This window comes from Acinetobacter sp. YH12099 (assembly GCF_013419195.1).
Lineage (GTDB): Bacteria > Pseudomonadota > Gammaproteobacteria > Pseudomonadales > Moraxellaceae > Acinetobacter > Acinetobacter towneri.
Map to the genome: position 1 here is coordinate 38,435 of NZ_VPAP01000003.1, position 12,754 is coordinate 51,188.

A 12,754-nucleotide genomic window follows, 5' to 3' on the forward strand; every position below is an offset into this window, starting at 1 on the left:
ACTTTTTATGAGGTTCATTCTTCTTGTAATTCTATTACTGAATAAACCCTAAGTGGCCGACTTGGAATAGGAATGAGTGGTAGGGAACGAATAGGAATAGGTGGTAGGTTTATGCAGGAATATGCACCTTATTTTAATCTTTATAATAAAGGTCACTTTTGTACATAAAAATAATGACTTATCTTAATAAATACTGCGCTAGTCTAAATTTTAGACAAAAAAAATCCCACATGGGAATGTGGGAAAACTAAGAAACTACAGCTATGTTTCGTTCATTTATTTTATCGTCATCTGACCGACAAACAGTGGCATAAAATTACTTTTTTAAGTCTATTTTTCACCTTTAACATATCCCATTGGATCCGCATCGAAGTATACGATTTACACCTAGATTATTATTTCCGATCTAACTCTACTAGACCCTGTCTTGCTTCTGTAATGATCAGCTGAATTTCTTCATTTTGCTTTCTCTTTTGTTCAAAATACACATAAATGCCTAGAGAAAATCCCACAGCTAAAATGATCAGCGTCATCATGATAATTGCATTATGATTCATTATATTTAGCCCCTTTAAACTTCCTCACTATTGTGAGATGCAAGGACTATACACAGCAATAACAAAAATGCTCAATTCCAATAAAGAAAATACACTGTTTTTTTTAATTTTATCTAAGAAAAACACTTTATTATTTAACAATATAATAAAAACCAAAATGTAACACGCATTCAAAAAATACGTTAAAATTCAATTATATTTTGTTCTATCTGTCATGATTATATTTTTAAGATATTTTAATTAATTTTCTCTCTATCTCAATTATCAGTCTGTTTAAATAAAAATTGATCTAAAAAACATAAGCTTATTTAAGCCATTACAGCCCGTTTGAAAAATGCTAATCTACAAAAATACCAACACAAATATGTGACGTAGTTAGCATTTTTAATCAATTCTTCAATTTTTTCTTGTGATGTGAAATACAATTTTTTGCATCCAGTGACTAAAAAAACACCAACTTCGATACGCTCCACTGATGCTCAATCATTCTGCTGTTATATTGAAGCTCTGACTAATCTAGATTGAAATGACTTTAAATCACCAAAACTCTGACAATGATGGTTTGATGCTCCTCATTTTCCTCAATCAGTTGTAAACGCTTTTGTTCTTTACTCACGACTTTAAAGCGCAAGTTTTGATATTCAATAATGCTTGGAATTTGGTCAAAATATTGTGCATCAGCATCAATTTCATCCTCAAATAATGATGTACCAAGTTGATAGTCCAAACTTTTTAAAACGATATATTTCACCGTTGTTTTCATCACAGCATCCTTTTTATTACTTTTTGCTTTACTTTTATTTGTATCACCGTTCATGCCACGATTAAACCTATAATTGTAAATTTTGCTGTATTTATAGGCAGTTAAATCGTGAACATTCTTATTTTAGCATTTTACTTTTTGATGTTTTTTCGCACAAGTCGACAAAATTCAGTACACTTGAGCAACTTATTCTATTCACTTGCAGATTTATCATGCTCAAACAATGCTGTGCCATACTTGAACAACGCCAACAGACTGTGGCTTTTATTGAAAGTGCCAGCTCAGGTTACTTATGTAGTCAGTTTTCTATTTATAAAAATAGCGGTGCCAATATTTTACTTGGTGGATTAGTCAGTTACGACCCAAGCATTAAACGTGAGATTTTGCATGTGAATAGTGACTTAATTGCCACCTATACCGCTGAATCCGCAGAAGTCACACAAGCCATGGCAGTTCAAGGCAAAAAACTATTTCAACATGCTGATTTTATTGTGGCATGCACAGGGTTACTGAAACCAGGCGGCAGTGCCACACCAGAAAAACCTGTAGGGACATTTTTTATCGCCATTCATTATCAGCAGCAAACTTTTCAGTACAAATATTTTTTAGATGGCAATCCATTACAACGACTAGAACAGCTCACTCTGTTAGTCGCTCAAGACCTGATTGATCTAATGCAAGATACAAACACTTGTACTGCACCCTGAAGTAAACCTATCTTTTTAAGTCTCTATAAAAATTCTCATGACTGCCCAATTTTAAAAGATAGAGTGTCATGATTTCGTCATCACTCACAGAGTAAGCCAGTAGCACAAGCTGTTTGTCCATTTTAAATTTATAAACAAATACTCCTGCTAAATCCCCCACTTTAGCTTCTCCGATATCAGGATTATTCCAAACGGTTATTACGGCATTATCAACATCTTTTTTCTGCTGCTTGGTTAGTTTTTTCACTGTCCGTTCAAATAAGGGAGTTTGTTGTATATTCATTGAACTCAACCAAAGCTATATGGTGTTGTATTCCCTGCTTTGACATGCGCCATACTAAGCAACAAATCTGCTATATCTTGAAAAGTTAAATCGGGATTGTCTTGTGCGATTTTTCCAATTTTAGCCCAGTACTCAATTTGTTTAGTTGCACTTCTACTTTCAGCCATCCCGTAAATCTTTGCTGATTCAACAATATCGCTGTCGATTTTAACTGCTACATGTGACATTGCTTTTTCCTCATATTAGTTATGGAATAAATTTTAGCCAATCATGCAACCATTTACAACCTTAAGAAACAAAATACAACAACCTTCTTTTATGATCAAATATTTAAAAATGCGCTATCGTACGCCCGATCTTTTTTAATTCTCTAACGCTTCAATAATTACTCATTGTATTTTTGACTACCCTCATCCAAACCTCAAAAAAAATAAGGTTCCATTGCTTAACAATGAAACCTTATCTTCAGCCTAAACTGCTGCATCACATGATGTTCATGCACGGTACAGCTTTTTAGACAACCAATTAAGCAGCCGAACGCTCTGCAATTGGTACAACTTTACGCAATTCTGGGCCTGTATAATCTGCACTTGGGCGGATAATACGGTTATCTGCACGCTGTTCCATCACGTGTGCTGCCCAACCTGTTACACGGCTCATCACAAAGATTGGTGTAAATAGTTTGGTCGCAATACCCATAAAGTGATACGCAGACGCATGGAAGAAGTCAGCATTACAGAATAATTTCTTCTCACGCCACATCACTTCTTCACAACGCACCGATACAGGATAAAGTACTGTATCACCTACATCTTGCGCTAAACGCTCAGACCAGATTTTGATGATGCCGTTACGTGGATCATTGTCTTTATAAATCGCATGACCAAAGCCCATGATCTTTTCTTTACGTTCCAACTTGCCTAGCATTTCACGTTCAGCTTCTTCTGGCGATGTCCAATTTTCAATCATTTCCATCGCTGCTTCATTCGCGCCACCGTGTAATGGGCCACGTAATGAACCAATCGCGCCTGTAATACATGAATGCATGTCAGACAAAGTTGATGCGCAAACACGTGCTGTAAATGTTGATGCGTTGAACTCATGCTCTGCATACAAAATTAATGACACATTCATGACTTGTTCATGCAATTCATTTGGTTTTTCACCACGTAATAAATGCAGGAATTGTGCGCCAATTGAATCATCATCCGTATTTTCTTCAATACGTACGCCATCGTGGCTATAACGATACCAGTAGCAAATAATAGCTGGCAAAGTCGCCAAGATGCGGTCTGCTACATCTTGTTGCTGTTCAAATGACTGTTCGGTTTCTAAGTTACCTAGCATTGAAACACCTGTACGCATCACATCCATTGGGTGTGAATCTGCAGGAATACGCTCAAGCACTTCTTTGAGTGCTTGAGGCAATGCACGTAAAGATTTCAATTTTGCTTTATAGGCAGCCAATTGCTCTGAAGTCGGCAATTCACCAAAGAAAATCAAGTATGCAACTTCTTCAAACTGACAGTTTTCTGCCAAGTCTTGCACATCATAACCACGGTAAGTTAAGCCTGCGCCACTTTTACCAACAGTTGAGAGTGAGGTTTTACCTGCCACTTGTCCACGCAATCCTGCGCCTGTGAGTACTTTTCCTTCAGCCATTTTTTTAATTCTCCTGTTTGAACAGCTTGTCTAATGTATTTTCAAAAGTATGATAATCAAGGAATTCGTATAATTCTTTACGTTGTTGCATTTTGTCTAAGACATTCACTTGCGTGCCATCTTTACGAATGGATTGCATCACTTCAAGTGCTGCTTTTTGCATAGCACGAGTTGGTGAAAGTGGATACAACACCATGCGAATGCCCTGCTCAGCCAATTCTTCAGTGGTGTAATAAGGGGTATCACCAAACTCGGTAATGTTTGCCAATACAGGTACACCTACGGCATCACATACAGTTTTATACATGGTAATATCAGTCATAGCTTCTGCAAAAATTGCATCTGCACCCGCTTCCACACATGCGCAAGCACGGTCAATAACCGCCTGTAAACCTTCTTTTTGCAAGGCATCAGTACGTGCCATGACTACAAAGTTTGAATCGGTTTTCGCATCAACAGCCGCTTTAATACGATCAACCATTTCTTGCTGGGTTACAATTTCTTTGTTTGGACGATGTCCACAACGCTTTTGTGCAACCTGATCTTCAATATGAACTGCAGCAGCACCCGCAGCAATCATTTGTTTAATACTGCGGGCAATATTGAATGCACCGCCCCAACCTGTGTCAATATCCACCAATAATGGTGTATCAACACGCTCAGTAATACGACGTACATCTTCCAAGACGTTGTCTAAACTGGTCATGCCCAAGTCAGGTAAACCGTAAGAATAGTTGGCAACACCTGCACCAGATAAATAAATGGCTTTATAGCCCACTTGTTTTGCCATCATGGCAGCATAAGCATTTACCGTGCCGATAATTTGTAATGGCTTTTCGACTTCCAAGGCTTGTCTGAATCTTAAGCCCGCAGATGTTTGTTCTGTCATCTTCCTTTCCGCTTTTCTTACTATATTTTTCGAGATTCGAGTATATCGAGAATGCGAGATCACGCCATGGCTTTTTAGAATCTATACTCTAAAACTTTAGTCAAATAATTTTCAAATTTATTGCACAATAAATTTTCGTGATGTTGGTTATTCTTTATTTTTGATAAACACAGCTTTTTAGTACACTAAATGAGCAAAATTTAAACTATTTTCTAAAAATATGGCTTTTTCAGCTCAAATCATGCCATGTGCAAGTACACTTCGACACAGCACGCTGTACATATATTTGTTATAATGACAATCTCCCTTCTATTTAATTGATGATTTTTTACTCAATATGCACGAACTCGCCCATTTCGATCCTTTAGGTAAAGATATACCACCAACCAAGCGTGGTCATGAGCGATGTGTAGCGTTATTAGTCAGTGCAACTGAGCTATTTTTAGAGCGTGGTTACGATGCCGTATCCTTAGATGATATTGTGCAACACGCAGGCGGTTCTAAAGCGTCGATCTATAAATACTTTGGCAATAAAGAAGGGTTATTCAAAGCTATTTGTGATTATCGCCGTGATAAATTTTTTCAGGATATTCACATTCCCTTTGAACAAATTGATTCAAATTTACGTGGTTATTTGATTCAAACCTTATTGAATTTTTATCATCATATTTTGGAACCAGAAAATGCAGCCTTTATGCGTCTGGTATTAGAGCAAAGTCAGCGCAATCCTGATATTGCCTTACACATACATGAGCGCGGCCCTTTGCATGTGCAACTTTGTATTGCCAAAGTATTGGAACATGCCAGTCAGCAAGGTTTAATTTGCTGTGAACAGCCTATTTATTCTGCACAACTGTATTTCGGTATTTTAAGAAATTTTGAATGGCGTATCATCATGGGTATTCCAAAACAAGAAACAGAACAAGAAACAACCAATTATGTAAGTTATTGTGTAGATCGCTTTCTAGACGCTCATCAAAAAGCTTAGTTTTTTGCAATTTCTGCATCCTATAGTATATTAGCCGATTCCCTTTTTCACTTAACCAACCAACAACTAATTGTTGTTTTTTCTCATTCAGCAATTATTGTGGAGTAACGAATGGCTCTACGTCACTTTCTAACATTACGCGATTTATCGACTTTAGAACTGAATCAAATTTTGCAACGCGCCATTGAGCTTAAGCGTAAACAGCATAACAATGAAGTTTTCCAGCCTTTTCCTGGCAAAGTCATGGGTATGATTTTTGAAAAATCCAGCACCCGAACCCGTGTATCGTTTGAAGCTGGCATGAGTCAGTTTGGTGGTAGCGCGATCTTCTTATCATCACGTGACACACAATTAGGTCGCGGTGAGCCAATTGAAGATTCTGCACGCGTCATTTCAAGTATGCTTGACATTGTGATGATTCGTACCTTTGGTCACGACATTGTAGAACGCTTTGCTTCTTACTCTAAAGTTCCTGTGATCAATGCCTTAACTGACGATCATCACCCATGCCAACTCCTTGCAGACATGCAAACCTATGTTGAACACCGTGGTTCAATTGAAGGTAAAACTGTGGCGTGGATTGGTGATGGCAACAATATGTGTAACTCATATATTGAAGCAGCACACATGTGGGGCTTTAATTTAAAAATTGCGACACCGAAAGGTTATGAGCCAGAACAGCGCTTCCTGTCTGAATTTGCACACTGCGTAGAATTGGTCGATTCTGCTGAGGATGCAGCAGTGAATGCTGATCTGATTGTGACCGATGTTTGGGCAAGCATGGGACAGGAAGAAGAACAAAAAATTCGTGAAAAAGCGTTTGCAGACTATCAAGTGAATGAACGCCTGATGGATTTAGCACATCCTGATTGTTTATTTATGCACTGCTTACCTGCGCACCGTGGTGAAGAAATTTCTGAAAATATGCTCGATCACAAAAATGCTGTAGTGTGGGATGAAGCAGAAAATCGCTTACATGCTCAAAAAGCATTGGTTGAGTTTTTATTGAATGAAAATCTTAAAAAAGACTAAGCTTTAAAACCCGTCTTAAATATTCGCAAAACTTTGATGAGTTTTGTTACAAACAGCACCAAAAGGTGCTGTTTTTTTATTTGGCTCGCTATAATCTTGAGTTATGGTCTATTTTTCTAAAATTTCTAAAAGAGCCTAGATGAACAATATGATTTATAAAACACTTGCTACAATTACGCTGTGCACCACTACACTGATCGCGAGTGCTTCACTCTATGCCAAAGCCAGTGAATTAGATCAATATTTAGTCCAACAAAAGATTTTAAGTGCAGATTATAAAATTCAAAATGTTGCTGCATTAAATGAAATTTTAGATGTCATTAGTGATGAAGATTCTCGTACTATGCCTTATCAGGTCGATCAAAATACAGTGATTGAACAAAGTACGGCGACAGACAAACAAATCAATATTCGTGGCATGATTATTTCACCTGACTTCAGGCAGTTTGTAGAAAGTACGGGTTATAACAATGTCAAAAATATGATTAAACAAAACTTAATTCATAATTGTGAATCTATTTTTGAGCATCAGTTCCAACGGGTAAATCCCTATGTATTGAACTTAAAACTCAGTGCAGAAAAAACCCAGTTTAATGTGCAATTGGCAAATAGCGAGTGCCAATTTAAAGCAGACTGAACTGTATTTAAAACTAAAACAACCTCAGCTTTAAGATTTAATGCCTAAGGTTTAATGCGTAAACCCAAATATAACCTAACGTATTAAACCTTGCGGTTGTAAAATAATGATCAATGCGCCTAAAACTACTATCATTCCACCGAACATATCCCAACGTGTTAAATTGACTTGATCTACATACTTTAACCAAATCAAGGCTGTACAAATATAAATACCACCATAAGCCGCATAAATTCGCCCCGATGCCGCAGGATGTAGAGTCAATAACCACACAAAAGCCGCTAAGGCTAAAATTGTTGGCAGCCATAACCACTGTGATTTCCCCTGATTTAAAATCAAATAAGGAAAATAACAGCCTAATATTTCCATAACTGCCGTAACAAAAAACAAGAACGTTGTGCTGGCAATTTTAGTGATCTGAAAATCCATAAATCCTGTGTGGTCTCTCTTTTAGCAGTAACGATTCAAGTTCACGCATCTGCGAATTCATAAAAAATAACCCATGTTCAACATGGGTTATTTTCAAAATTCAAATAAGGATTGATTAGGCTGGTTCAGCCGTTTGATCTTCAAAGACTTCAAGTTTCAAACCGACTGCCTTACCGTTCTCTTTCTTCACAGAAACAGCCACATTACCGCCCTGTTCTGCAAGTTCACCAAACAGAATCATTTCTGCCAATGGCTTTTTCAAGTGTTCCTGAATCAGACGTTGCATTGGACGTGCGCCCATTAAGCGATCATATCCATGCTCAGCCATCCATTCACGCGCATCTTGATCAACCTCAAGAATGACTTTTTTATCATCCAACTGCGCTTGTAATTCAGTCAAGAATTTATCCACTACATTTTCAATTACTGTAGTAGGTAAAGCTTTAAATTGAATGACCCCATCCAAACGGTTACGGAACTCAGGTGAGAAGGCTTTTTTCATCGCTTCTTGGTTGTCATTACTGTTGTCTTGATCCATGAAACCAATGCTCACGCGGGAAATACTTTCCGCACCAATATTAGTGGTCAGAACCAAAATCACATTACGGAAGTCTGATTTACGACCATTATTATCGGTCAATGAACCATGATCCATAATTTGCAGCAATAGGTTAAATACATCAGGATGCGCTTTTTCAATTTCATCCAACAACAACACACAATGCGGATTTTTATGAATCGCATCGGTGAGTAAGCCACCCTGATCAAAACCGACATAGCCTGGAGGTGCACCAATTAAACGTGAAACGGCATGGCGCTCCATGTACTCAGACATATCAAAGCGAACCAATTCCACACCCAACAGTTTTGCCAACTGCTTGGTAACTTCGGTTTTACCAACGCCTGTCGGGCCAGCAAATACAAAACTACCCACTGGTTTGTCTGGTGTTTTTAAACCAGCACGTGACAGTTTAATTGCTGATGCTAACGCTTCAATAGCTTCATCTTGACCAAAGACCACACGTTTTAAATCACGCTCAAGATGTTCAAGTACAGTCTTGTCATCTTTCGATACGGTTTTAGGTGGAATACGTGCAATTTTAGAGACGATATCTTCAATGTTTTCTACTGTGATTAAAGTATCATCTTGCTCAGCTCTTAAACGGCGCTGCGCACCTGCTTCATCAATCACATCAATGGCTTTGTCTGGCAAGAAACGGTCATTGATAAATTTGGCCGATAACTCTACCGCAGACACCAATGCTTTATCATCATATTTAACATGGTGAAATTCTTCAAATTTCGATTTTAAACCACGTAAAATATCAATCGTTTCTGAAATTGAAGGCTCATTCACATCAATTTTTTGGAAACGGCGTGAAAGTGCATGGTCTTTTTCAAATACCTGACGATATTCTTGGAATGTCGTCGAGCCAATGCAACGCAAAGTACCATTTGCCAACGCAGGTTTAATTAAATTTGATGCATCCATAGTGCTGCCCATGCTTGAGCCTGCACCAATAATCATGTGGATTTCGTCAATAAATAAAATGGCATCAGGTTTCTTTTTCAAGGCATTTAACAGTTGTTTTAAACGCTTTTCAAAGTCACCACGGTATTTTGTACCCGCTACCAACGCACCGATATCCAAACTATATACTTCGGCATTTTCGAGTGGTTTTGGCGCTTTACCATTCACAATCAGCCACGCCAGACCTTCGGCAATAGAGGTTTTACCCACGCCTGGATCACCCACCAACAATGGGTTGTTCTTACGACGACGGCATAGAATTTGTGCAGCACGCTCAATTTCTTTTTCACGCCCAATTAACGGATCGGTTTTACCCTTTTGCGCTTCAGTATTCAAATTTAGCGTGTAAAGCTCTAACGGGCCAGCATTGGCAGAGCTTGAACTTTCGCTATCTAATTCTTCAACCTCTTCTTCCGCTTGCGTTTCGTCTTTACGTGTACCGTGCGATAAGTATTGCGTTAAGGTCAAACGGTTAATTTGATGACGCTTGAGTAGATACACGGCAAATGAATCACGTTCAGAGTACATTGCCACTAAAATATCTGCGCCTTCAACCGTACGGTCACCACCGCTAGATTGCACATGGAAAATACCACGCTGCAAAATGCGGTCAAAACTTTCGGTCGGGTGCGGCGCCTGATCGTTATTTTCAGCAAGTTTAGGGGTATGTTGTTCTACATATTCTTCGAGTTCTTTACGCAGCACAATAACATCTGCACCACACGCCTTGAGTGCATTGACTGCCGAATCATTGTCTAATAAAGCCAATAATAAATGTTCAACCGTTAGAAACTCGTGTCTCTTTTGACGAGCCATGCTAACAGCCAAACGTAGTGATACTTCTAATTGACGACTGAGCATGTAACCCCCTTAATCTTTAGGCTCAATCTGACAAAGTAATGGATGACCTTGTGATCGAGCGTAATTATTGACTTGGTTCGCTTTCGTTTCCGCAATATCCCGCGGATAGACCCCTGCGACACCTTTTCCTTCATAGTGTACAGTTAGCATTACTTGAGTCGCTTGGTCAAGATTCATTGCAAAGTATTGTTGTAAAATTTCAATTACAAAGTCCATTGGGGTGTAATCATCGTTCATTAAAACGACAACATATAAAGGTGGGCGTTTTAATTGTGGCGGCGCAGTTTGTACCGCAATATCACCATCATCTTCATGTCCTGCATCATCCACACTTAAACGCGGGGTTAAATGCCAATCGACATAGCCAGATTGATGAAAAGTGGTTTTAATTTCATTTAAACAGATGGATCTTTTTTGGGTTCGCATAAGTTTTACATATCACACATTATTGAGCGCTAGCTTCTGCTTGTGGAATTTCAGAAATAAAGGCAGAATCTGCCTCCACGGCTTTGCCTTTGCTCCAACTGAAGCGTTTAATCACAGGAGTTGCGCCATTTAAACGGACTTCAATAAAGTCTGGATTAAAGCCTTTAGGCATGCTCCAGCGCCCTGTTAAACGCTCATAATTATCAAAATTAAAATTGCTGTCTTCCATCGGAACAACCAGCACTTCTGTGCCTTGAATTAAACGCAGTTCTACCGTACCACTTGCACGTCGCTTGTTTGGACTCACTTGTACCAAATCGACCTGATATTCATAATCATTGTCTGGTAATGGTTTCACCCCAAGATTTTGCACGGTCAGGCTTAAACCACCACGTTGACGCAAAACTTCACGATAAATCGCACTCATGCCTTCAGTACGTTGCTTATCTTCAGTTGCTTGAGTGAAAGCTTGATACAAATCATTGGAGTTACTGACCGCAACATCGCGTTCTTGAACCGCAGCATTTAAGCTCTTATTCAGACTTTCCAAACGCGTTTTTTGTTCTTGCACCACTTCAACCAGTTGTTCTGCATCGGCATCGTAACCAACCACAGTTAAGCCCTGACGATGCCCGACTGAATAGCCCAAAAAGCCACTACCTAAAATTAAAATGGCAGCACCAATTGCCAAAGGCGCATTGCTTTCAAGAAATGGCTTTTTTTCTGGCGGTGTAGATGAGGGTGTCATGCTTGAATTCGACTGTGACGTGGTTTCTGTATCGGTGTTATGCATCGTCATCTCTTGTTTTGATTCATTCAAAACACACATTTAAATCGAAATCTAAATGTGTGTGAAGTTGAAAAACGTGTTCTTATGGTAATAAACCAATCACCTCAAGTCCTGCATGTTCTGCAAAACCAAACATGAGGTTCATATTTTGTACTGCTTGCCCTGCTGCACCTTTCACCAAGTTATCTTGTGCCACCAAAAGTACTAATTTTTTCGGTTGTGGCTTATACAATGCGATACGCAACTGGTTAGCGCCACGTACTGAGCGTGTTTCTGGTGAACTGTTGGCTGGCATGACATCTACAAACTGTTCATTGGCATAAAACTGCTCATACAGGCTTTGTAAATCTGCTGCATCACCTGCATCAGTTAAATCTACATAAATGGTGCTGAGCATACCGCGAATCATAGGTACTAAATGCGGTACAAACACAATGTGATTAAACACATCTTTTTGACCCGAAATATTTTCCAATGCTTCTACAATTTCTGGATGATGACGATGCCCCGCAACGCCATAAGCCTTAAAGTTGTCGGCATTTTCAGAGTAAATCATGCCCAAACTGGCTTTACGCCCTGCACCAGATACACCCGATTTTGCATCAATAATAATACTTTCAGGTTTCACTAAAGCTTCAGCTTGTTTAAATAATGGCGCTAAACCAAGTTGCACTGTGGTTGGATAACACCCTGGGTTACCAATCACCTGTGCTTGTTTAATTTGTTCCCGGTTGAGTTCAGACAAGCCATAAACTGAATCTTTTAAAATGTCTGGGCAAGCATGTTGCATGCCATACCATTTTTCAAACTGTGCTAAATCTTGCAAACGGAAGTCTGCTGCTAAATCGACCACTTTGGTGTTGGCTGCAACAAGCTCCGCAGCATGTTGCATTGCAACGCCGTGCGGTGTAGCAAAGAACACCACATCACACTGTTTTAATTCTTCGATGTTTAAATCTGAGTAGCACAGGTCTGTGTGTCCACGCAGGCTTGGGAACATATCATCTACACGGCGACCCGCTTCTGTACGTGAAGTCAGTACATTTACTTTCACATTTGGGTGTCGTAGCAAAAGACGCAATAATTCAACGCCTGTATAACCTGTACCACCGACAATACCAACTGAAATCACGTGCATTACCTCAATTCAAAAGCATGTTTAAGCTAACGCTATAGTATGACAGGAAGTTTTGGTTTTC

At 39.0% G+C, this 12,754-nt stretch carries 15 protein-coding genes; 4 read left to right on the forward strand and 11 right to left on the reverse strand.

Annotation, left to right across the window (positions count from 1 at the left end; genetic code table 11):
- Positions 1-395: 395 nt before the first annotated feature.
- Positions 396-557, reverse strand: coding sequence for a hypothetical protein (locus tag FTU39_RS03140; RefSeq protein WP_004973471.1), 162 nt, complete (start codon positions 555-557; stop codon positions 396-398).
- 532 nt (positions 558-1,089) lie between these two features.
- A complete protein-coding gene (locus tag FTU39_RS03145) occupies positions 1,090-1,320 on the reverse strand; it encodes a hypothetical protein (RefSeq protein ID WP_026438431.1) in 231 nt (76 codons plus the stop codon).
- 212 nt (positions 1,321-1,532) lie between these two features.
- Here FTU39_RS03145 and FTU39_RS03150 point away from each other — a divergent pair, with 212 nt between their 5' ends.
- Positions 1,533-2,027 (forward strand): CinA family protein, encoded by a 495-nt coding sequence (locus tag FTU39_RS03150; protein WP_096901591.1) that lies wholly within the window; start codon positions 1,533-1,535, stop codon positions 2,025-2,027.
- Positions 2,028-2,034: 7 nt separating this feature from the next.
- On the opposite strand, the gene FTU39_RS03155 is transcribed toward FTU39_RS03150, so the two are convergent.
- From FTU39_RS03155 to prpB, 4 genes are all read right to left on the reverse strand, one after another.
- Positions 2,035-2,310 carry a type II toxin-antitoxin system RelE/ParE family toxin gene (locus FTU39_RS03155; protein WP_004973465.1) on the reverse strand — a complete coding sequence of 92 codons (276 nt, stop codon included), beginning with the start codon at positions 2,308-2,310 and terminating at the stop codon, positions 2,035-2,037.
- A 5-nt stretch (positions 2,311-2,315) separates the two neighbouring features.
- The gene (locus FTU39_RS03160) at positions 2,316-2,537 is read right to left on the reverse strand and encodes a hypothetical protein (RefSeq protein WP_004973462.1); all 222 of its coding nucleotides are present in this window, start codon (positions 2,535-2,537) and stop codon (positions 2,316-2,318) included.
- Positions 2,538-2,835: 298 nt separating this feature from the next.
- A complete protein-coding gene (gene prpC / locus FTU39_RS03165; RefSeq protein WP_004973461.1) occupies positions 2,836-3,972 on the reverse strand; it encodes a 2-methylcitrate synthase in 1,137 nt (378 codons plus the stop codon).
- A 4-nt stretch (positions 3,973-3,976) separates the two neighbouring features.
- A complete protein-coding gene (prpB, locus tag FTU39_RS03170; RefSeq protein ID WP_004973459.1) occupies positions 3,977-4,861 on the reverse strand; it encodes a methylisocitrate lyase in 885 nt (294 codons plus the stop codon).
- Between the two features lie 337 nt (positions 4,862-5,198).
- Here prpB and FTU39_RS03175 point away from each other — a divergent pair, with 337 nt between their 5' ends.
- The 3 genes from FTU39_RS03175 to FTU39_RS03185 all read left to right on the forward strand — a co-directional run bounded on the left by FTU39_RS03175 (position 5,199) and on the right by FTU39_RS03185 (position 7,518).
- Entirely contained in the window at positions 5,199-5,849 is a 651-nt protein-coding gene (locus FTU39_RS03175; RefSeq protein ID WP_180051718.1) for a TetR/AcrR family transcriptional regulator, read from the forward strand.
- Between the two features lie 111 nt (positions 5,850-5,960).
- A complete protein-coding gene (gene argF, locus FTU39_RS03180) occupies positions 5,961-6,881 on the forward strand; it encodes an ornithine carbamoyltransferase (protein WP_004973455.1) in 921 nt (306 codons plus the stop codon).
- A gap of 139 nt (positions 6,882-7,020) precedes the next feature.
- Complete coding sequence (locus FTU39_RS03185) at positions 7,021-7,518, forward strand: hypothetical protein (protein WP_167846032.1); 498 nt, start codon at positions 7,021-7,023, stop codon at positions 7,516-7,518.
- A 75-nt stretch (positions 7,519-7,593) separates the two neighbouring features.
- Here the strand turns inward: FTU39_RS03185 and FTU39_RS03190 are convergent, their stop codons facing one another.
- The 5 genes from FTU39_RS03190 to argC form a co-directional block, all read right to left on the reverse strand.
- Entirely contained in the window at positions 7,594-7,947 is a 354-nt protein-coding gene (locus tag FTU39_RS03190; protein WP_004973443.1) for a YnfA family protein, read from the reverse strand.
- A gap of 115 nt (positions 7,948-8,062) precedes the next feature.
- Positions 8,063-10,339, reverse strand: a complete 2,277-nt coding sequence (clpA, locus tag FTU39_RS03195; protein WP_004973441.1) for an ATP-dependent Clp protease ATP-binding subunit ClpA — start codon at positions 10,337-10,339, stop codon at positions 8,063-8,065.
- Between the two features lie 9 nt (positions 10,340-10,348).
- On the reverse strand, positions 10,349-10,765 hold the full coding sequence (gene clpS, locus FTU39_RS03200; protein WP_004973438.1) for an ATP-dependent Clp protease adapter ClpS: 417 nt from the start codon (positions 10,763-10,765) through the stop codon (positions 10,349-10,351).
- Positions 10,766-10,784: 19 nt separating this feature from the next.
- The gene (locus FTU39_RS03205; protein ID WP_180051719.1) at positions 10,785-11,558 is read right to left on the reverse strand and encodes a DUF6776 family protein; all 774 of its coding nucleotides are present in this window, start codon (positions 11,556-11,558) and stop codon (positions 10,785-10,787) included.
- A gap of 79 nt (positions 11,559-11,637) precedes the next feature.
- Positions 11,638-12,693 carry an N-acetyl-gamma-glutamyl-phosphate reductase gene (gene argC / locus FTU39_RS03210; protein ID WP_171287379.1) on the reverse strand — a complete coding sequence of 352 codons (1,056 nt, stop codon included), beginning with the start codon at positions 12,691-12,693 and terminating at the stop codon, positions 11,638-11,640.
- Between the last annotated feature and the right edge of the window lie 61 nt (positions 12,694-12,754).